The sequence below is a fragment of the Sulfitobacter sp. AS92 genome (assembly GCF_038900015.1).
GTDB lineage: Bacteria > Pseudomonadota > Alphaproteobacteria > Rhodobacterales > Rhodobacteraceae > Sulfitobacter.
Map to the genome: position 1 here is coordinate 381,578 of NZ_JBBMQL010000002.1, position 19,079 is coordinate 400,656.

Genomic DNA, 19,079 nt, shown 5'->3' on the forward strand with positions numbered 1-19,079 from the left:
ACGGTGCAAAATTGCTGCACTGCCACATCGGGGGAACGGTTTGCTAATTTAGGGGCGGGGATAGAACAGTTGTTCCCTCAAGTGTCGAAGGCATGGCCCGAAGGCCATGCCTATTGATGTCGCCGACGCAAGACGCGCGCTTGGCCCCTTACAGGCCCGGAATAAGCCGCGAGAAACCGCGCTGTTCAAAGGTCGCACCACGCTCGGCACCAAAGGCGATCGTGCCGCCCAAACCAACAAATGGCTCAGAGTCGCTCAGGCCACCAACGTCCAACTTCGCAGAGCCAATTTCAACAAAGAGGTTCGCCATCGGCGAGACATCACGGTCCAGACGAACGGCAAAACGCGATCCGTCAATTACGCTGGAATCGGCGTGGTCGTAAGAGCCGGTCACCCCAAGACCCGTAGGCGTTTCATACCGCGCCTTAAGGCCACCGATGGTACCGTCGCCACCGTCGAAATCAACGTTGCCAAGATAGCCTTCGAACTCCCAGGCCAGCATCTCATAGCCGGCTTCGACACCGACGATGTCCAAGTCGTCGCCTTCGACGTCTTCGCGGGTGTAGAATGCGCCGAAGGACATTGCCTCGTCTGCGTGGTAGATACCGTGCAGACCCAGCGTATGGCTGTCGATGCCCGAGATATCAAAATCGTTATAGCCCGCATCAAGTTGCAGGCTCAGGTTTTGGTTGAACCCAAATTCAACCGATCCTTCGAGACCGAGACGGTTAAAATCCGTGTCATCGGTAAACGCCGAATAGGACAGCCCGACCGAACCGCCGGTGACTTCGACAGCCTGTGCCGTGGTGGCACCTAAGGCAAGTGCTGCGGTGAGCGTCAATGCTGGGAAATGCGAGAAATTCATAATACTGCTCCAATACAAAACAGGGCCCTGTGATCAGGTTGCCCAGTGCAACCCCTGAGGGAATCTACGGGGCGCCGCAAGGGCTGCTAAAGCCAGCGCAGTGAATTGTGTCTCGGCCGCAACTGCCCCCTCCCTTTGCCGTCTGATCCGTTGCAATTTAACGTCCCGTCATCCCCGGAAGCCTATTGTGCTGTCGCCTATGCCACGCCACCCTGTCCTGAAATGGGAGGTATTATGACACTGCAAGACAAACACGCATTCATCACCGGTGGCGGCACTGGCATCGGATTGGCCATCGCACAGGATTTGGCCGCCAAGGGCGCGCGGGTCACGATCACCGGGCGGCGACAAGAGGTGCTTGATGCCGTGTCGGGCAATGGCATCACCGGCATGGCAATGGACGTGCGCGAAGAGGCGCAGGTCATCGACACAATCGCCCGCGCGGTCGAGGCCAATGGCCCGGTCCAGATATGCATTGCCAACGCAGGCGTGGCCGAAGGGCGGTCGCTTCATAAAACCGACCTCGATTTTTGGCGCGACATGATGGCAACCAACCTTGACGGCGCGTTCCTGACCATACGCGAGAGCCTCAAATCCATGCGCCAGACCGATTGGGGCCGGGTTATTGCGGTTTCTTCCATAGCGGGGCTGCGCGGCCTCCCGGGGGCGGCCTGCTATTCTGCGTCGAAACATGGAATGATCGGCCTGATCCGTTCGCTGAGCGAAGATTACATGGGCCAGCCATTCACCTTTAACGCTTTGTGCCCCGGCTATGTGGATACCGACATTATCGCCCGTAATACTCAAGCGATCTCGCAGCGGGCCGGACTGTCCGAAGATAAAGCGCGCGATGTGATGGTGAATGCCAACCGCCACAAGCGCCTGATTGCCCCTTCCGAGGTTGCGGCAGCCGCGGCATGGCTCGTTGGCGAAGGATCGGAAAGCGTCAACGGGCAATCTATCGAGATCGCAGGCGGACAAATGTAGCGGTGTTAAAGCGAACTTAACCAAGGTGCGCGAAGTTCGGGGTCATGAAACGCGTCGCTTCCTCTCATGGCCCCGGCCGCTATTTCCTGACCTTGCGACTGGCGCGGCGGGGCGATGACGCGCTGCTGCGGCATATCTCGGTTCTGCGGCAGGCCATGCGAGAGACCTTGGCGCGCAAACCTTTCCAAATTGACGCCATCGCGGTGCTGCCGGATGTCATCCATACCATTTGGACCCTGCCAATTGGCGACCACGATTATGCCAACCGCGTTGGCATGTGGAAGGGCCGGTTTTCAAAACACCTTCCGCCTGCCCCGCATCGCAGCCTGCAACAGATCAAGCGCGGCGAGAAAGGGATTTGGCAACGGCGATTTTGGGAACATCAGATACGGGATCAAGCTGATTTCGCCCGGCACCGCGATTTGGTGCACCTCAGTCCGGTCCATGCAGGCTATTGTGAGCGTCCAGAAGACTGGTTATTCAGTTCATACAATCGTAAAGCAGCGCGCAAGGTGCCACCAAATTTCGACGTTGTGGATCACCTAGAGGAAGATGATGTGCTGGACGACAACTTGACACCGCTTAACCAACTTGCTCTGTTCAACGGCCCATCGGATCGATTGCACAGCTAAGGCCAGTGGTTTGCCTATTGCGGTCTATAACACGTTGGATGCGGCGTGAGACGCAGAGACCAACGGCTTGATAGCAAAACTGCGCGTACACCGCCGATATACTTCAGTCTAAGCGGATACCAGAGCAGGCTTTCTTTTAGGTAAAGCGCCCGGCGCTGCTACTGCGCGGCCGTCATCACCGGCAGGGCCGACCCATCCGCCGCCCAAGCCCTTACCGCTGCGCCGAATTGCTCGAACAAGGGCCGCGAGACTGGGTCTTTGGCCGCGTTCCACTCAGGGTGCCACTGCACCGCGAGGGTAAAGCCCGGCGCGTCTTTGATGTAGATCGCCTCGGGCGTGCCATCATCGGCACGACCGTCGATCACCACGCGCGGGCCGGGCTCTTTGATCCCCTGCCCATGCAGCGTATTCGTCAGCACTTTTGGTGCGCCCATCACCTGATGAAACACACCGCCTTCGGTAAAGGTCACGTCATGACGCAGCTCAAACTTCTCCTCGATCGTGCCATCGGGGGGCATGCGGTGGTTCATTCGGCCCGGCAGATCACGGATTTCAGGGTAGAGCGAGCCGCCCATGGCCACATTTACCTCCTGAAACCCTCGGCAAAGGCCAAGGAACGGCTGCCCCCGTGCCACGCAGGCGCGCACGAGCGCCAGCGCAACAGCATCGCGGGCACGGTCAAACGCGCCGTGTGCTTCGGTCTCAGGCTCGCCGTATTCTTCAGGATGGACATTGGGCCGCCCGCCGGTCAGCAGAAAACCATCGCAGACCTCAAGTAACTCATCGACCGAGACAAAGCGCGGATCGCCTGGAACGATCAGCGGCAGGCAGCCCGACACTTCGGCGATCGCTTCGGTGTTCATCTGCCCGCCTGCGTGCACAGGATAGCTATCGTTCAGCAGGTAGGAATTGCCAATAATACCAACGACGGGTCGAGCCATGAGTTACCTCTTTTCCACGATGGCCCAACCATATGCGCTTCGCGCCGGGGCCTCAACCTCAGCGCTGCGCCTTCAACTGCAAACGTCGCGCATGGAGCACCGGCTCAGTATAGCCTGAGGGCTGCTCACGGCCCTTGAGAACCAGATCACAGGCCGCCTGAAATGCCACCCCGTCAAAGTCGGGCGCCATCGAGCGATAGCTTGGATCGTCGGCGTTTTGCCGGTCCACGACCGCTGCCATTTTTTTGAGCGCTGCCTCGACCTCCTCGCGGCTGATGACACCGTGGTGCAGCCAGTTGGCCAGCGCTTGGGCCGAGATGCGGCAAGTGGCGCGGTCTTCCATCAGGCCGACATCGTTAATGTCAGGCACCTTAGAGCAGCCAACCCCGTGGTCGATCCAACGCACAACGTACCCCAGGATACCTTGGGCGTTATTCTCAATCTCGCGGGTGATTTCTTCGGTGCTGAGGTTGCGGCCTTCCATCACGGGGATGGTCAGCAGCGCATCAAGCGTCCCGCGCGCACCGCCCTCTTTGATCTCTTCCTGCCGCGCCAGCACGTCAACCTTGTGGTAATGTGTGGCATGTAGCGCGGCGGCGGTTGGTGACGGCACCCAAGCACAATTCGCGCCGGACTGCGGGTGGCCGATCTTGGCGTCGAGCATCTCGGCCATGCGGTCGGGCATGGCCCACATGCCCTTGCCGATCTGCGCGCGGCCCTGAAGGCCGCAAGCCAGCCCGATATCGACGTTGCGGTCTTCATAGGCGGCGATCCAAGCGCTGTTCTTCATCTCGCCTTTGGGCACCATCGGCCCGGCTTCCATGCTGGTGTGAATCTCATCGCCCGTGCGGTCAAGAAAGCCTGTGTTGATGAAGGCGACCCGATCTTTCGCGGCGCGGATACATTCAGCGAGGTTCGCACTGGTGCGGCGCTCTTCATCCATAATGCCCAGCTTCACCGTGTTTTGCGGCAGGCCGAGTGTCTTTTCCACATGGCTAAAGATTTCATCGGCAAAGGCCACTTCCTCGGGCCCGTGCATCTTGGGCTTCACCACATAGACGCTGCCGGTTGTTGAGTTCCCCCCCTCGCGCTGCAGATCATGCATTGCGATCAGCGTCGTCATCATCGCATCCATCAAGCCTTCGCCAACTTCACGGCCTTCGCGGTCATGCACGGCGGGGTTGGTCATCAGGTGCCCCACATTGCGCACCAACATCAGCGAACGGCCTTTGAGGGTGACGTCTCCGTTACCATCCGGCGCGGTGTAGCGACGGTCTTCGGCCATGCGCCGAGTGACGGATTTACCGCCCTTCTCGAATGTTTCCGCCAAATCGCCCTTCATCAGGCCGAGCCAGTTGCCATAGGCCAGCACCTTATCCTCGGCATCCACCGCAGCGACACTGTCTTCGCAATCCATAATGGTTGAAAGCGCGGATTCGATGATCAGATCGGCGACGCTCGCGGGATCATCTTTGCCGATGGCGTGATCTGGGTCGATTATGATTTCAATATGCAACCCGTTGTTACGCAAAAGGATTACGTCTGGCGCTTCGGCTGCGCCGCGGTAGCCCGCGAATTGCGCTGGCGTTGCCAACCCGCAAGGCGCTGCATCATGTGCCATCACACCTTCCAGATGGCCGTCCACCACACGGTAGCCTGCTAAATCCGCGTGGCTGCCCGCTGAGAGCGGCGCCGCTTCGTCCAAAAACGCTTTCGCGCGTTCGACCACCCGCGCGCCACGCTTAGCGTCATAACCTTGACCGCTTGGCAGGTCGCCCAGCGCATCGGTCCCATAGAACGCATCATAAAGGCTGCCCCAGCGCGCATTGGCCGCGTTGAGCGCAAAGCGTGCGTTGGTAATCGGCACAACAAGCTGCGGCCCCGGCACTTGGGCAATTTCGGGGTCTACGTTTTGAGTATTAATTTCAAAAGCGGGCCCTTCAGGTAGGAGATAGCCAATCTCGCGCAGGAAGGTGGTGTAGCCTTCCGCGTCATGCGCTTGACCTGTGCGATCCCGATGCCATTCGTCAATCTGCGCCTGCAAGTCGGCGCGTTTTTCCAGCAAGGCGCGGTTCTTGGGGCCAAGTTCGTGGACCAGATCAGAAAAACCAGCCCAGAAAGCCGCTGCCGTTACACCGGTTCCCGGCAAAGCCGATGTTTCAATGAACTCAACCAGTGCAGGTTCTACCTGCAAACCGTTTCTATCAACCTTGCCCGTCATTCTCTGCCCTCTCCCGCACTGAATACCATTTGGAAATGTCTAGCAGAAAGGCGAAGCCGCGCAAGCGTGCGGCGAATGCCGGGTCTAGCGGTGCTCCTCAACCGGTTGCGGTCTGGCGATCACGGGCTCAATATCGGCCGGGCCATCGACGGGCTGCACATCTCCATCGGGGGAAGGGTCGGTGGCCTGGAGCACGGCATAAACAATGCCAGCAATCATCAACAGCGCCCCCGCGATGATTGCGGTTTTGATACCGATCAGCGCGTGGCGATGGCGTTTCTTCTGCGTTTTGGTATCGGTGTCGGGAGCGGACATGGATATACCTCATTGCTCGAAGTTAGGGCAGCTCGGCTTGCAGGCCGCCACCTAGAGACCTAACCTCTCCCAAACCATTTACGTTCCCCCCACTGGAGGCCCAATGCGCTACGCCACCCCCCAAACGATCTATCTCAGCGACTATCAGCCGTTCGGCTTTCTTGTGGATGAGGTGGCGCTGACCTTTGACCTTGATCCCCATAAGACGCGGGTGAAAAGCCGCATCTTGTTTCGCCCAAATCCGGCAGCACAGGATGCCGTATTTTTCCTGCATGGCGAAGACCTCAAGCTGGTCTCCGCGCAGATTGATGGCAAGCCGGTTACCCCCAAGGTGACGGACCGTGGCCTAACCTGCGATGTCCCCGACGCGCCTTTCATTTGGGAGGCTGAGGTGGAGATTGACCCCAAAGGCAACACCGCCCTCGAAGGGCTTTATATGTCGGGCGGCATGTATTGCACCCAATGCGAGGCCGAAGGGTTTCGCAAAATTACCTATTACCCCGACCGCCCCGACGTGATGAGCGTCTTCACCGTCACGATTAACGGCCCGCATCCCGTATTGCTCTCCAACGGCAATCCAGTGGCGCAGGGGCAGAACCATGCCGAATGGCATGATCCATGGCCGAAGCCCGCCTACCTATTCGCGCTGGTCGCGGGCGATCTAGTCGCCCATTCCGACCGCTTCACCACCATGTCGGGCCGCGATGTTGAGCTGAACCTCTATGTGCGCCCCGGCGACGAGGGCAAATGCGCTTTTGGGATGGAAGCGCTGAAGGCCTCCATGAAATGGGACGAGGAGGTCTATGGCCGCGAGTATGACCTCGATATTTTCAACATCGTCGCAGTGGATGATTTCAACATGGGCGCGATGGAAAACAAGGGGCTGAATATCTTCAACTCCGCCGCCGTGCTCGCCTCTCCCGAAACCTCGACTGATGACAATTTCGAGCGGATTGAGGCGATCATCGCCCATGAGTATTTCCACAATTGGACCGGCAACCGCATCACCTGCCGCGATTGGTTCCAGCTGTGTCTTAAAGAAGGGCTGACGGTCTATCGCGACAGCCAGTTCACATCCGATATGCGCTCTCCGGCGGTGAAACGCATCAGCGACGTGATCGACTTGCGCGGCCGTCAGTTCGCCGAAGATCAAGGCCCGTTGGCGCATCCGGTACGGCCTGAAAGCTTTCAGGAAATCAACAACTTCTACACCGCCACCATCTATGAAAAGGGCGCCGAGGTGATCGGCATGCTCAAGACATTGGTGGGCGATGACGCCTATGCCAAGGCGCTGGACCTCTATTTTGAACGTCACGACGGCGATGCCGCAACGATTGAAGATTGGCTAAAGGTGTTTGAGGAAACCACGGGCCGGGATCTGACCCAGTTCAAGCGCTGGTATTCCCAAGCTGGCACACCGCGCCTGTCGGTGTCGGAGGCTTGGGACGCGGGCAAAGGCGCCTTTACGCTCACCTTCACCCAACACACGCCGCCCAGCACGGCCACGCCAAAGCCCGAGCCACAGGTCCTGCCCATCACTGTGGGGCTGATTGGCGAGGATGGTGCCGAAGTGGTCCCCTCCCGCGTGTTGGAGATGACCGAAGCCAAGCAGAGCTTTACCTTCGACGGGCTGGATGCGCGCCCTGTCGCCTCTGTCCTTCGTGGCTTCTCTGCGCCGGTGGTGCTTGCACATGACCTCTCAAAACAGGAACGTCTGCTTCTGCTGGCCCATGACAGCGATCCCTTCAACCGATGGGAGGCCGGGCGCACTTTGGCGCGACAGTCCTTGCTGGCAACGATCACCGAAGGCAGCGCGCCGGACGCTGAATGGCTTGGCGCACTCCAGGCCGTATTAAGCGATGAAGCGTTGGAGCCCGCCTACCGCGCGCTGATGCTTGGCCTACCCAGCCATGCCGATCTGGCAAACACCCTCTATGATACAGGCAACACGCCGGACCCTGCCGCGATCCATGCTGCTGTTGAGACCACCCGCGATGCAATGGCACAGGCTTTCGCCTCAACCCTGAGCGGGCTTTACGATCGCCACGCCGTCGACGCCCCCTACCAGCCCAATGCCGAACAATCGGGCAAACGCGCGTTAACCAATGCGGCCCTTGCCCTACTCACCCGCGTGCAGGGTCCGGCGCGCGCGCAGGCGCAATACGATCAGGCCGACAACATGACCCAGCAACTGAGCGCTTTGGCCGCGTTACTGCGCGCGGGCCATGGCGACGAGGCACTGGCTGAGTTTGAGGCGCAGTGGCGCGAGGACCGGTTGGTGATGGACAAATGGTTTGGGCTGCAGGTCTCTCAAGCGGCCCCGGAGCAGGCCGCCGAGGTCGCGCAAAAGCTTACCCAGCACACGGACTTTAACTGGAAGAACCCCAACCGCTTCCGCGCGGTCTTTGGCAGTCTTGCCACGCATCATGCCGGGTTCCACCACGAGAGCGGCAAAGGCTACGCACTGCTGGCCGATTGGCTGATCAAGCTCGATCCTGTGAACCCGCAGACCACGGCGCGAATGTGCTCGGCCTTCCAAACATGGCGGCGCTATGATGCGGCGCGACAGGAGATGATCCAGACGCAATTGGACCGAATCCTCGCCAGTCCCACGCTCAGCCGGGACACGTCAGAAATGCTCAGCCGCATTCGCGGTGCCTGAGACCTTGACCCAAACAGAGTCCATGGCGACCTATGATTACCGCCGCCATGGCCGCAGTCGACCCGCAGTATTGGTGCTGCCCACAATCTGGGCAGGACTAACCGCGGCTTGGGTTTGGTTGGATGCATCGGGCTGGATCATGGGGCTGCTGGGGCTGTTTACCCTACCCGCCCTGTGGGAGGTTTTTACGGATCCCCCAAGCGGCCTAACCCTGACCTCTAGCGACTTGTCATGGTTCACCGGAAAGCGCGACGCAAAGATCGCGCTGTCGCAGATAGATCACATCCGGCTTGATACACGGCTGGACATGTCAGTCCGCGCCACAGTGGTCTTGCGATCGGGCCGCAAGATCAAGCTGCCGTTCGAGGCCACGCCACCGCACCGCGCGTTTGAAACCGCGCTTCAGGCACGCAGCGTCGCCACGCAGCGACATCACTTCACGCTAATCCAATAATTAAGGTCGGCTGCGAGGCCGGGTGGTCCCTAAAGGCTTGCAATAGGACTGCTGCCGCAGCCAGCGGGCAATATCTTCACGTTTGGACGCACTGCGCATCGGCCCCCAATCGGCCCCGACCCCTCGCCTGCCATTTCCGGCGATCACGCCGTCACGGGGCACAGTTGTGGCCATGATCCGTACGGCACAGCTTAGGTTCGCGGCCCCATTCTTGAGCCCATCGCCGCTGCCCGCATTACATTTATAGCCCCGCGCGGTGCCGGGCAGGATTTGCAGCAGCCCATACCACCGCCCCCCGCCGCCCACGGCCCAAGACCGATAGGTACTCTCATGTTTCGCCAGCGTCGACATGAACCCAACCCAAAAGGCGCGCCGCTGGCTGTCTGATGCTGTCGGATAGGCCGGGCACCATTCCTCCACATCTGCGGGCACCATATCCACCAAGGGCTTACCGTGAGATTTCAGTGCCGAGATTGCCGCACGGGTCCATAGGGAATGCCCCCGCATATGCTGCCAACGCGTGCGCGGCAGGTTGCCGGGGCGTGCCGACGGGCGCAAGGAGGTGGTAAAGGGCGCAGTCTCAAGTGCGGGAGGGGTTGTGTCGGCCTCAACTTCGTCGGGAAATGACAGTGGCACAGATGCGGTCTGTACGACGGCCTCAGCCTCGGTCGCCGAAACGGGGCCGGGTTGTTTGGAAAGGTCAGCCAACAAAAAGCTGGGGCTGGCGCAAAGAATTAGGGCAATCATGGCAGGTTTCATGGCGCGCATAAGACCGCCCCAAACGGCGCTTGGCAAGCGCGGTGGCGGCTTGGCATCGGCAGTTTTCCTCTGATCGCGGCTCAAGGGGCGGCACGGCCTTGAGGTTGCCGACCAAGACCGCACGTTGTCCTGCCCCGCTTCGCTGCAGAAATTTCCCGAAACCTCCGCAGCGTGGTCACGGTTCCGCCCCATTGCCCGGTCAAATCTAAGCCATCGAAAATAGCAGGCAGGACCGGCCCCAGATGAAGAACCTCGCTCACATGATCCCGTCCGCCTTGCAGGGGATTTTTGCCAAGTCCGCGCCTCAAGCGCCTGAGCTTGAGCCACTGGAAATGCCGATGCTGCGCCGCCGTGCGCCGCGCGATGCGCTGCTGCGGATTGCCTGCGCCGATCCCACCGCCGAAGAGATGCAGCGCGACCGCCACCAGTACCGCGCGCAGTGGCTGGTGCGCCAGGAACGCTGGGAGGAGATGGCAGACCTGCTGCATGACGCCGATATGAACCGCGAAATGACGCCGGGCGCGATGCCGGTGGCCGAGTTGATGGCCTTTGGCGCGCGGGCGGATGTGATTCTTGCCGCCGAACATGCGCTTTATGACGGCAAACCGGCCAGCGATGCGCCGTTGATGGCCGGGATCGAAGCGTTGGAATATGTGCTGGCAGACCATGCTGGCAACCAAGTGATCGCGGCCATCGTGGCCCAAGCGCACATTGACATCGGCTGGGCGTGGCGCGGTACCGGCTGGGACAGTGACGTGCCCGTCCGCAACCGCGCAGCCTTTGAGGCACACTTTGACCGCGCTGAGGAAATCCTCGCGCCATTCGATAAGGACACGGCGGGCTCGCCCCTGCTCGCGGCGACGCGCTGTGCCTTGCTTGGGGGATCAGGCGGTGACACCCGCATGGTTGCTGACCGCTATGAACGGCTCATTGACCTGAACCCCGAAAACCCGCGCCCCATGCGGGCTATGGGCAACCACCTTCTGCCGCGGTGGCATGGCTCATACGCCCAACTAGAACTCGAAGCCCGTCGCACTGCCGCGCGGACCGAAGAGACATGGGGCGCGGGCGGCTATACGTGGGTGCAATTCGACGCGATCAGCTGCGATGCGCAGGCCTGTGCCAACCTTGACGTGCCGTTCTTCATCGAAGGGCTGCGTGATATCCTCGCGCACCGCCCCGATCCGCATACCGCCAACCTGCTGGCCGCCTATTGTGCCAGCGCCATCGGCCAAGCCGCCCCGTCCGAGGATGCCGCAGGGGCCGTGCGCGCCGAAATCGCAAATTGCGCGCGCTGGATCGTGCGGGATCATATGACCGAACTGCATCCGATGCTGTGGGCCCATGCCGCGCGCGGCTTTGACAACAACCTGCGCGTCCGCTCCCCCAGCCGCTTTGCCGCAACAGGCCGAGACGAGGCAATGCGCATCATCACCGGGCTGTTTCAGCGCGAGATTGATGCCGGCAAACGGGTCATCTTTACCGAAGGACGTCGCGCGATTGCACAGCCGGGCTAAGCCTGCCTCTTGAAGCGCGTGTTGCGCTCCAGTATGACCGGCCAAGTTCCAATTGACCGAAGGCGGCCGCGATGCTTGATCTGAGTTACGACACCCCGAAACCGCGCGTGATTGCCGGTGCCAAACATGACTGGGAACTGGTCATCGGCATGGAGGTGCACGCGCAGGTCGCGTCGAACGCCAAGCTCTTCTCTGGCGCGTCCACCCAATTCGGTGCGGAGCCCAACAGCAATGTGGCGTTTGTTGACGCCGCGATGCCGGGGATGCTGCCGGTGATTAACGAATACTGCATCGAACAAGCGGTGCGCACCGGGCTGGGCCTCAAGGCCGAGATCAACCTGAAGTCCGCCTTTGACCGCAAGAACTACTTCTACCCCGATCTGCCGCAGGGCTATCAGATCAGTCAGCTTTATGAACCCATCGTCGGCGAAGGCGAAGTGCTGGTAGAGCTTGGCGACGGCACCGCGCGGCTGGTGCGGATCGAACGCATCCACATGGAACAGGACGCGGGCAAATCGATCCACGACATGGACCCGAATATGTCCTTCGTCGACCTAAACCGCACGGGCGTTTGCCTGATGGAGATCGTCTCCCGCCCCGACATTCGCGGCCCGGAAGAGGCCGCAGCTTACCTTAGTAAACTGCGCCAGATCCTCCGCTATCTGGGCACCTGCAACGGCGACATGCAGTCGGGCGCGATGCGCGCTGACGTGAACGTGTCGATCTGCCGTGTCGGTCAGTACGAGAAATATCAAGAAACGCAGGACTTCTCTCACCTAGGGACCCGCTGCGAGATCAAGAACATGAACTCCATGCGCTTCATCCAGCAAGCCATTGAAGTCGAAGCGAAACGCCAGATTGCCATCGTCGAAGCTGGCGGCGAAGTCGTGCAGGAAACCCGCCTCTTTGACCCCGACAAGCAAGAGACCCGCTCCATGCGCTCCAAAGAAGAAGCGCATGACTACCGCTATTTCCCCGACCCCGACCTGCTGCCTTTGGAAATCGAGCAAGCCTGGGTCGATGAGATCGCCGCGAACCTGCCGGAATTGCCCGACCAGAAAAAAGCGCGTTTCATTGGCGACTTTGGGCTCAGCGACTATGACGCCTCCGTTCTAACCGCCGATCTCGACAGCGCAGGCTACTTTGAGGCCGTGGCGCAGGGCCGTGATGGCAAGATGGCGGCAAACTGGGTCATCAACGAGTTGTTCGGACGCCTCAAGAAAGACGACAAGAACATCACCGACAGCCCGGTCAGCCCGGCGCAGTTGGGCGCAATCGTCGATCTGATCGCCTCGGATGCCATCTCGGGCAAGATCGCCAAAGAAGTCTTTGAGATCACCTATACAACGGGCCGCGACCCGGCAGAGATTGTCGAGACCGAAGGCCTCAAGCAGGTAACCGATACCGGCGCGATTGAGACTGCGGTGGATGAAATCATCGCCGCCAACCCGGATCAGGTTGCCAAGGCACAGCAGAACCCGAAACTTGCAGGCTGGTTCGTCGGTCAGGTGATGAAAGCCACGGGCGGCAAGGCCAACCCCAAGGCCGTCAACGAAATCGTGTCGCGCAAGCTCGCTCAGCAATGAGCGAGACCCCGGCCCCCTTCCGTTCGAGCGAGATGAAAGTTCTCCCCGAGTGGATTGATTTCAATGGTCATTTGAACATGGCCTATTACAACGTCCTGTTCGATCAGGGCGTCGACCAAGCCTATGCGCAGATTGGTTTCGGCCCCGACTATCAGCGGACCGGTTGCACCACCTATGTAGCGGAATTTCATGTCTGCTACCTGCGCGAGTTGCACGAGGGCGACAGCGTCTATACGACGCTGCAACTGCTTGATTACGATGAAAAGCGTTTTCACAGCTTCCAGCAGCTTTGGCACAGCGACGGGTGGCTCGCTGCTACAGGCGAAGGGCTCACATTACACGTGGACCAATCCGGCCCGCGCGTCGCCCCGATGCCCGAGGCCGTGCTGGCCAAACTTGACAAGATGCACCGCGCGCATGCCACCCTGCCCACGCCCACGCAGGCAGGGCGCAGCATCGGCATCCGTCGCAAATCTACATAACATTCCGGCCTTCGCGGCTTTCTCAATGAGGTTCTTATGCGCTTTGAATACAAGATCGTTCCCGCTCCTACCAAAAGCCTGAAGAACAAGGGCCTCAAGTCTGCCGAAGACCGTTTTGCCTACACGCTGGAAGAGTGTCTGAACGAACTCGCTGCTGAGGGCTGGGAATACCAGCGCGCTGAGACGTTGCCGTCGCAGGAGCGGTCTGGCCTAACGTCGACAACGACAGAATGGCGCAATGTGCTGGTGTTCCGCCGTTTGGCCACCGCCGCCACCCAGCAAGATGACACCGACCTTTTGCCCTCTCCTGCCGCATCCGCAACGCCCGCGCTGGCCGCCACGATTGAGGGAGAAGACACGGCGCTTCAGGCCGATGCCCCCGCCTCCATCACACCGGATGAGGAGGAACCTGCGAAGGTGGAGCCTGCTAAAAAGGCGATGCCCCCGGCGTTTCTTACCCGCACCTCGGAAGGCGTAGCGCCGGAAGTGTCCTCGCCGGACAAAACCGACGAAGACGACGATAAATCAAAGCCCTAAGCGCGGGCTTCTATTCGTCCAGATCAAGCGCTAACGCATGGATGCGCCCCATCAGATCCGGCCCCAAGGCATTGTGCACCGCACGGTGCCGCGCCAGCCGGTTCTGACCCTTAAAACGCTCTGAGCGGATGCGCACGTTGAAGTGGCTTTCGCCCCCCTCTTGAAACCCGGCATGACCGCGATGGCTTTCGCTGTCATCCACCACATCCAACTCTCGCGGCGCAAATTCGGCCTCCAGTCGGTCTGAAATCTCTTGAGTTGTCGACATGTTTTTTACCTCGGCCCCCTTCAATCCTGCGACGCAGGGTATATGGTGACCGGCCTGAGTCGGAAAGGTCTATCCACATGCCAAAAGCTGATCCCTTCGGATTCGACATGTCCGTGTCGTCCTCCAAAAAGAAAAACCCCCGCGGCCGTCGCGGCATGTCTGGTGCGTCTGAGACTTCCACCCGGATTTGCGACCACGAAGGCTGCGAAGAAGCGGGCAAATTCCGCGCGCCCAAAGCGCCGGATGTGCTGGATGACTACTTCTGGTTCTGCCAGCAGCACGTCCGCGAATATAACGCGAAGTGGAGCTTTTTTGATGGCACCACCGAAGCCGAGTTGAACGCGCAAATGTCCAAGGACAAGGTCTGGGAACGCGCCACCAAGCCGCTCGGCGACCCTGAACAACGCGCATGGGCCCGCCTTGGTATCGAAGACCCGCATCAGGTGTTGGGTAAGAACGCGACCCAGAACCCAGGCAAAGGCCAGCAAGCGGGCCGCCGCCTGCCCCCGACCGAGCGTCGTGCGATCGAGATTCTGGAGGCCAAGGACACTTGGACCAAGCCCGAGGTGCGTAAATCCTACAAAGCGCTGATCAAAGTGCTGCACCCTGACATGAACGGCGGTGACCGCAGCCAAGAAGAGCAGCTGCAGCTGGTCGTCTGGGCATGGGATCAGATCAAGGCCAGCCGAAACTTCAAGGATTAATAAATCGGCAAGGCGGCGCAGAGGGCGCACTGGTCCCTGCGGATAATGCCAGTTCCCCCTTCCCCTTGCGGATAGGCACGATATGTTGCACCAGATACGCGCGCGGCCCGAACTGCGCGCCTAAGGAAAAGGATGACGAGCGATGGCTGACGGCGCACTGGAACAGAACATGAGACCCACCGAAGAGCTTTCGGTTCGCGACGTTTTCGGCATCGACTCCGATATGATCGTCAAGGGTTTCCCTGAGCGTACCAACCGCGTGCCGGACATCGACAGCACCTATAAGTTTGACCCTGACACGACGCTGGCGATCCTCGCGGGCTTTACCCACAACCGCCGCGTCATGATCCAAGGCTACCACGGCACCGGCAAATCGACCCATATCGAACAGGTCGCCGCGCTGCTGAACTGGCCCACCGTGCGCGTCAACCTCGACAGCCACATCAGCCGGATCGACCTGATCGGCAAAGACGCGATCAAACTGCGCGACGGCAAGCAGGTTACTGAATTCCACGAAGGCATCCTGCCTTGGGCGCTGCGCAATCCGACGGCGATTGTGTTCGATGAATACGACGCGGGCCGTGCAGACGTGATGTTCGTAATCCAGCGTGTGCTGGAGCATGACGGCAAACTGACGCTGATGGATCAGAACGAGATCATCACCCCGCACCCCTATTTCCGCCTTTTCGCCACGGCCAACACCGTGGGCTTGGGCGACACCACCGGCCTCTACCACGGCACCCAGCAGATCAACCAAGCGCAGATGGACCGTTGGTCGCTCGTCGCCACGCTGAACTACCTCAGCATTGACGCCGAGACCGCGATCGTGCTGGCCAAAAACCCGCATTACAATACCGAGAAGGGCCGCAAGACCCTCAAGCAGATGGTCACCGTGGCCGACCTGACCCGGACCGCCTTCATGAATGGTGAACTCTCGACAGTGATGAGCCCGCGGACCGTCATCGCATGGGCGCAGAACGCGGAAATCTTCCGCAATGTGGGTTACGCCTTCCGCCTGTCCTTCCTCAACAAATGTGATGAGTTGGAGAGGCAGACCGTTGCGGAATTCTACCAGCGTCTGTTTGATGAAGAACTGCCCGAAAGTGCTGCGAGCCTCAGCTTGGGGTGACCTCGCTTCACCATTGAACACAGAAAAAGGGGCGCTGGTATCAGCGCCCCTTCTTCGTCCCGGCTGTGGCCCGTGCTTAGTTGACAGGCGTGGGCTCAGTCGTGACCGCGTTGGGGTCTTGTGGGGCAGCATTCTCAAGCGCTTGCTGCTCGGCTTCCATATCCTGCGCGGTTTTGAAGGCTTCTGCGGCTTCAAGGTCGGTCTTGGTGGCCGAAGACACCAAACGCAGCGTGCCGCTTTCGTCGGTCATGGTTGACAGGCTGTCCATCTTAACAGCCACCCATTTCTCGCCCAATCCGAGGAAACCACCAACACCGATGACAACGCCTTCGACGGTCCCATCAAGGTTGACGATCAAGTCATCCACATCACCGATCTTTTCACCAGCGTCTGAGAAGACATTGCTGCCAATCAGGTCATCAGCGAGGATCGTGTTCTCGCTCTGCATGGTGATTTGACCTTCAACCGGCTTTGCAGGCTCTTCCACTGGTGCTTCGGCGGTTGCATCGGCGGTGGCGGCATCGTCGGTCATCGGCTCAATCGCGGGGGCCTCTGCGGTGTCTTCGGTCATCGGCTCGGTTGTCGCCGGTGCATCGGCGCTGTCGGCGGTCGCATCCGTTTCAGGCGCCTCTGCCGTATCGGCTTCCATTTCGGCGTCAGTTTCAGGCGCCTCTGCCGTGTCGGCTTCCATCTCGGCGTCGCCTTCGGGCGCTTCGGCAGTGTCGGTCTCGGTCTCGGCCTCTACTGCATCATCGCTCGCGTTGGCCTCACCAGCCTGAGCCGCCTCATCAGTCTGCGGCGCTTCGGCGGTGGCTTCATCGGTTGCGGGTTTTGTGGCATCCTGTGCGGTGGCGGCCAAAGGCGCGGCACCCAAAACAGCGATCATAGCCAGACGGCTTGCGTGTTGCATAAAGTTGGTCATTTTCTCACTCCTACTTGCTGAGACGCGTTGCTGCCAGGGTTCAGAGCGGCACCGATGCGTCGACTGCTGGGGAAATGCCGATCTACGGGTGGGGGTTCCCGCTCAGCGGGTGATATGGGCGGAAACTGGCGCATACCGTGCAGTGGTCCTGCCCCTTTGACCCTTCTGCGAAAACCTGCCAAACCTCATGTCAAAGCTGACAAAGGCATGGGCTCATGAAGAAATCCGACAACCCCGCTGACGCGTTCAAAAAGGCCCTCGCAGAGGCGACCAAAGTGATGGCCGATGACGCCGATCTGAATGTCAGCTACTCCGTTGATCCCTCAGGGCTTTCCGGTGATGCGATGCGCCTGCCGCAGGTCAGCCGACGGATGACCCGCGAAGAGGTTTTACTGGCCCGTGGCACCGCCGATGCGCTGGCGCTGAACCGTCGCTATCACGATGACGCGACCCATGCCCGCTATGCACCCCAAGGCGAAATGGCGCGCGAGCTGTATGAAGCGATGGAAACCGCGCGTTGCGAGGCGATGGGCGCGCGCGACATGCCCGGCACGGCGGGCAATATCGACGTAAAGATCAAACATGACGCGCTGCGCAAGGGCTACGATCAGGCCAAACAGGCCAGTGATGTGCCGCTTGCGGTGGCGGCAGGCTATATGGTGCGCCATCTCGCCACCGGGCGTCCGCTGCCCGCCGGGGCCGAGAATGCGATGGAATTGTGGCGCGGCTTTATTGAGGATCAGGCGGGCGGCACGCTGGAGGGGCTCGACGGCAGCCTCGCCGATCAGGCCGATTTCGCACGGTTGGCGCGCAAGATGATCTCTGACCTTGGCTATGGCGATCAGCTGGGCGACGACCCCGACCAACAAGATGATACCCAAGAGGATCAGGCCGAAGAGGGCGCCGAGGAGGAGCAAGATCCCGACAGCACGGGGCAAGACGATCAGGACGAGGAAGAGGCCGAAGGCACGCCCGAAAACAGCCAAGAGCAGCAGCAGGACGAAAGTCAGGCGCAGGTCTCGATGGACGATGAGGCCGATCAGGAATTGGGCGACGAGGCCGATATGCCCGAGGGCGACGCGCCCATGGACCCGCCGCCCCCGCCGCCTGTCTCGGATGCTGACCCCGAATACCGCGTCTATTTGGGCGAGCATGATGAGGTGATCGGCGCCGAAGAACTGGCCGATCCGATTGAGTTGGAGCGTCTGCGCGCCTATCTGGATCAGCAGCTTGAGCCACTTAAAGGCGCGGTAGGCCGTCTGGCCAATAAGCTGCAACGCCGCCTTCAGGCACAGCAAAACCGCTCTTGGGAGTTTGACCTTGAAGAGGGCACGCTGGACGCAGGCCGTCTGGCGCGGGTGGTGGCGAACCCCACCACGCCGCTCAGCTTTAAGGTGGAGAAGGATACGGAATTCCGCGACACCGTGGTGACGCTGCTGCTGGACAACTCCGGCTCTATGCGCGGGCGGCCCATCTCAATCGCCGCGATCTGCGCCGATGTTTTGGCGCGCACGCTGGAGCGGTGCAACGTTAAAGTAGAAATCCTCGGATTTACCACCCGCGCGTGGAAGGGTGGTCAGGCCCGTGAGGCGTGGCTGAACGACGGGCGGCCTGCGCAGCCCGGGCGGCTAAATGATCTGCGCCACATCATCTATAAATCCGCTGACGCGCCATGGCGGCGGACCCGTGACCACCTCGGATTGATGATGAAAGAAGGGCTGCTGAAAGAGAACATCGACGGTGAAGCGCTGGAATGGGCGCATCGTCGCATGACCGCACGGCATGAGGCACGCAAGATCCTGATGGTAATCTCGGACGGTGCACCGGTAGATGACAGCACGCTGTCGGTGAACCCGGCCAACTATCTGGAGAAACACCTGCGCGATGTGATCGCCATGGTCGAGAAACGCCGCGCCGTGGAATTGTTGGCGATTGGCATCGGCCATGACGTGACACGCTACTACGACCGTGCCGTCACAATTACGGATGTTGATCAGTTGGCTGGGGCGATGACCGAACAGCTTGCCGCGCTCTTCGACAGCGATCCGCGGAAACGGGCGCGTGCCATGGGCATGCGTCGCCGCGGCTGAACCGTCGG

At 60.4% G+C, this 19,079-nt stretch carries 18 protein-coding genes; 11 read left to right on the forward strand and 7 right to left on the reverse strand.

Translation table 11 applies throughout. The features are described from left to right. Positions 1 to 148: 148 nt before the first annotated feature. Positions 149 to 865 (reverse strand): hypothetical protein, encoded by a 717-nt coding sequence (locus tag WNY61_RS05035; RefSeq protein WP_342850361.1) that lies wholly within the window; start codon positions 863 to 865, stop codon positions 149 to 151. A 234-nt stretch (positions 866 to 1,099) separates the two neighbouring features. Between WNY61_RS05035 and WNY61_RS05040 the strand changes: the two genes are divergently transcribed. Continuing rightward, complete coding sequence (locus WNY61_RS05040; RefSeq protein WP_342850362.1) at positions 1,100 to 1,852, forward strand: SDR family oxidoreductase; 753 nt, start codon at positions 1,100 to 1,102, stop codon at positions 1,850 to 1,852. Between the two features lie 44 nt (positions 1,853 to 1,896). Beyond that, entirely contained in the window at positions 1,897 to 2,484 is a 588-nt protein-coding gene (locus WNY61_RS05045) for a transposase (RefSeq protein ID WP_342850363.1), read from the forward strand. A gap of 158 nt (positions 2,485 to 2,642) precedes the next feature. Here WNY61_RS05045 and WNY61_RS05050 read toward each other — a convergent pair whose 3' ends face one another. The 3 genes from WNY61_RS05050 to WNY61_RS05060 form a co-directional block, all read right to left on the reverse strand. After that, positions 2,643 to 3,425 (reverse strand): gamma-glutamyl-gamma-aminobutyrate hydrolase family protein, encoded by a 783-nt coding sequence (locus WNY61_RS05050; protein ID WP_342850364.1) that lies wholly within the window; start codon positions 3,423 to 3,425, stop codon positions 2,643 to 2,645. Between the two features lie 58 nt (positions 3,426 to 3,483). Next, on the reverse strand, positions 3,484 to 5,646 hold the full coding sequence (locus tag WNY61_RS05055) for a malate synthase G (protein ID WP_342850365.1): 2,163 nt from the start codon (positions 5,644 to 5,646) through the stop codon (positions 3,484 to 3,486). 84 nt (positions 5,647 to 5,730) lie between these two features. Beyond that, the gene (locus WNY61_RS05060; protein WP_342850366.1) at positions 5,731 to 5,961 is read right to left on the reverse strand and encodes a hypothetical protein; all 231 of its coding nucleotides are present in this window, start codon (positions 5,959 to 5,961) and stop codon (positions 5,731 to 5,733) included. A gap of 103 nt (positions 5,962 to 6,064) precedes the next feature. Between WNY61_RS05060 and pepN the strand changes: the two genes are divergently transcribed. After that, positions 6,065 to 8,623 carry an aminopeptidase N gene (gene pepN, locus WNY61_RS05065; RefSeq protein ID WP_342850367.1) on the forward strand — a complete coding sequence of 853 codons (2,559 nt, stop codon included), beginning with the start codon at positions 6,065 to 6,067 and terminating at the stop codon, positions 8,621 to 8,623. 22 nt (positions 8,624 to 8,645) lie between these two features. Further along, positions 8,646 to 9,077 carry a hypothetical protein gene (locus WNY61_RS05070; RefSeq protein ID WP_342850368.1) on the forward strand — a complete coding sequence of 144 codons (432 nt, stop codon included), beginning with the start codon at positions 8,646 to 8,648 and terminating at the stop codon, positions 9,075 to 9,077. On the opposite strand, the gene WNY61_RS05075 is transcribed toward WNY61_RS05070, so the two are convergent. Then, complete coding sequence (locus tag WNY61_RS05075; protein WP_342850369.1) at positions 9,078 to 9,824, reverse strand: lytic transglycosylase; 747 nt, start codon at positions 9,822 to 9,824, stop codon at positions 9,078 to 9,080. Between the two features lie 254 nt (positions 9,825 to 10,078). On the opposite strand from WNY61_RS05075, the gene WNY61_RS05080 reads away from it, so the two are divergent. The 4 genes from WNY61_RS05080 to WNY61_RS05095 all read left to right on the forward strand — a co-directional run bounded on the left by WNY61_RS05080 (position 10,079) and on the right by WNY61_RS05095 (position 13,958). Then, positions 10,079 to 11,353, forward strand: a complete 1,275-nt coding sequence (locus WNY61_RS05080; protein ID WP_342850370.1) for a hypothetical protein — start codon at positions 10,079 to 10,081, stop codon at positions 11,351 to 11,353. 71 nt (positions 11,354 to 11,424) lie between these two features. Then, the gene (gatB, locus tag WNY61_RS05085) at positions 11,425 to 12,939 is read left to right on the forward strand and encodes an Asp-tRNA(Asn)/Glu-tRNA(Gln) amidotransferase subunit GatB (RefSeq protein ID WP_007119447.1); all 1,515 of its coding nucleotides are present in this window, start codon (positions 11,425 to 11,427) and stop codon (positions 12,937 to 12,939) included. After that, entirely contained in the window at positions 12,936 to 13,421 is a 486-nt protein-coding gene (locus tag WNY61_RS05090) for a thioesterase family protein (RefSeq protein WP_342850371.1), read from the forward strand. Before gatB ends, WNY61_RS05090 begins: the two co-directional genes overlap by 4 nt. Before the next feature lie 36 nt (positions 13,422 to 13,457). Further along, entirely contained in the window at positions 13,458 to 13,958 is a 501-nt protein-coding gene (locus WNY61_RS05095) for a DUF4177 domain-containing protein (RefSeq protein WP_342850372.1), read from the forward strand. A gap of 10 nt (positions 13,959 to 13,968) precedes the next feature. On the opposite strand, the gene WNY61_RS05100 is transcribed toward WNY61_RS05095, so the two are convergent. Beyond that, positions 13,969 to 14,226 carry a BolA family protein gene (locus WNY61_RS05100; RefSeq protein WP_007119444.1) on the reverse strand — a complete coding sequence of 86 codons (258 nt, stop codon included), beginning with the start codon at positions 14,224 to 14,226 and terminating at the stop codon, positions 13,969 to 13,971. A gap of 77 nt (positions 14,227 to 14,303) precedes the next feature. Between WNY61_RS05100 and WNY61_RS05105 the strand changes: the two genes are divergently transcribed. Then, positions 14,304 to 14,930 carry a J domain-containing protein gene (locus WNY61_RS05105; protein ID WP_007119443.1) on the forward strand — a complete coding sequence of 209 codons (627 nt, stop codon included), beginning with the start codon at positions 14,304 to 14,306 and terminating at the stop codon, positions 14,928 to 14,930. A 142-nt stretch (positions 14,931 to 15,072) separates the two neighbouring features. Beyond that, complete coding sequence (cobS, locus tag WNY61_RS05110) at positions 15,073 to 16,059, forward strand: cobaltochelatase subunit CobS (RefSeq protein WP_007119442.1); 987 nt, start codon at positions 15,073 to 15,075, stop codon at positions 16,057 to 16,059. A 76-nt stretch (positions 16,060 to 16,135) separates the two neighbouring features. Here the strand turns inward: cobS and WNY61_RS05115 are convergent, their stop codons facing one another. Beyond that, positions 16,136 to 16,981, reverse strand: a complete 846-nt coding sequence (locus tag WNY61_RS05115) for a PRC-barrel domain-containing protein (RefSeq protein WP_342850373.1) — start codon at positions 16,979 to 16,981, stop codon at positions 16,136 to 16,138. Between the two features lie 215 nt (positions 16,982 to 17,196). On the opposite strand from WNY61_RS05115, the gene cobT reads away from it, so the two are divergent. Beyond that, a complete protein-coding gene (gene cobT, locus WNY61_RS05120; protein WP_342850374.1) occupies positions 17,197 to 19,071 on the forward strand; it encodes a cobaltochelatase subunit CobT in 1,875 nt (624 codons plus the stop codon). Positions 19,072 to 19,079 lie beyond the last annotated feature (8 nt).

Coding starts and splice junctions, on each gene's coding strand:
- WNY61_RS05050 (WP_342850364.1), bottom strand. CDS start 3,425: ATGGCTCGACCCGTCGTTGGTATTATTGGCAATTCCTACCTGCTGAAC.
- cobS (WP_007119442.1), top strand. CDS start 15,073: ATGGCTGACGGCGCACTGGAACAGAACATGAGACCCACCGAAGAGCTT.
- WNY61_RS05055 (WP_342850365.1), bottom strand. CDS start 5,646: ATGACGGGCAAGGTTGATAGAAACGGTTTGCAGGTAGAACCTGCACTG.
- WNY61_RS05105 (WP_007119443.1), top strand. CDS start 14,304: ATGCCAAAAGCTGATCCCTTCGGATTCGACATGTCCGTGTCGTCCTCC.
- cobT (WP_342850374.1), top strand. CDS start 17,197: ATGAAGAAATCCGACAACCCCGCTGACGCGTTCAAAAAGGCCCTCGCA.
- gatB (WP_007119447.1), top strand. CDS start 11,425: ATGCTTGATCTGAGTTACGACACCCCGAAACCGCGCGTGATTGCCGGT.
- WNY61_RS05060 (WP_342850366.1), bottom strand. CDS start 5,961: ATGTCCGCTCCCGACACCGATACCAAAACGCAGAAGAAACGCCATCGC.
- WNY61_RS05090 (WP_342850371.1), top strand. CDS start 12,936: ATGAGCGAGACCCCGGCCCCCTTCCGTTCGAGCGAGATGAAAGTTCTC.
- WNY61_RS05100 (WP_007119444.1), bottom strand. CDS start 14,226: ATGTCGACAACTCAAGAGATTTCAGACCGACTGGAGGCCGAATTTGCG.
- WNY61_RS05035 (WP_342850361.1), bottom strand. CDS start 865: ATGAATTTCTCGCATTTCCCAGCATTGACGCTCACCGCAGCACTTGCC.
- WNY61_RS05070 (WP_342850368.1), top strand. CDS start 8,646: ATGGCGACCTATGATTACCGCCGCCATGGCCGCAGTCGACCCGCAGTA.
- WNY61_RS05095 (WP_342850372.1), top strand. CDS start 13,458: ATGCGCTTTGAATACAAGATCGTTCCCGCTCCTACCAAAAGCCTGAAG.
- WNY61_RS05040 (WP_342850362.1), top strand. CDS start 1,100: ATGACACTGCAAGACAAACACGCATTCATCACCGGTGGCGGCACTGGC.
- WNY61_RS05080 (WP_342850370.1), top strand. CDS start 10,079: ATGAAGAACCTCGCTCACATGATCCCGTCCGCCTTGCAGGGGATTTTT.
- WNY61_RS05045 (WP_342850363.1), top strand. CDS start 1,897: ATGAAACGCGTCGCTTCCTCTCATGGCCCCGGCCGCTATTTCCTGACC.
- pepN (WP_342850367.1), top strand. CDS start 6,065: ATGCGCTACGCCACCCCCCAAACGATCTATCTCAGCGACTATCAGCCG.
- WNY61_RS05115 (WP_342850373.1), bottom strand. CDS start 16,981: ATGACCAACTTTATGCAACACGCAAGCCGTCTGGCTATGATCGCTGTT.
- WNY61_RS05075 (WP_342850369.1), bottom strand. CDS start 9,824: ATGATTGCCCTAATTCTTTGCGCCAGCCCCAGCTTTTTGTTGGCTGAC.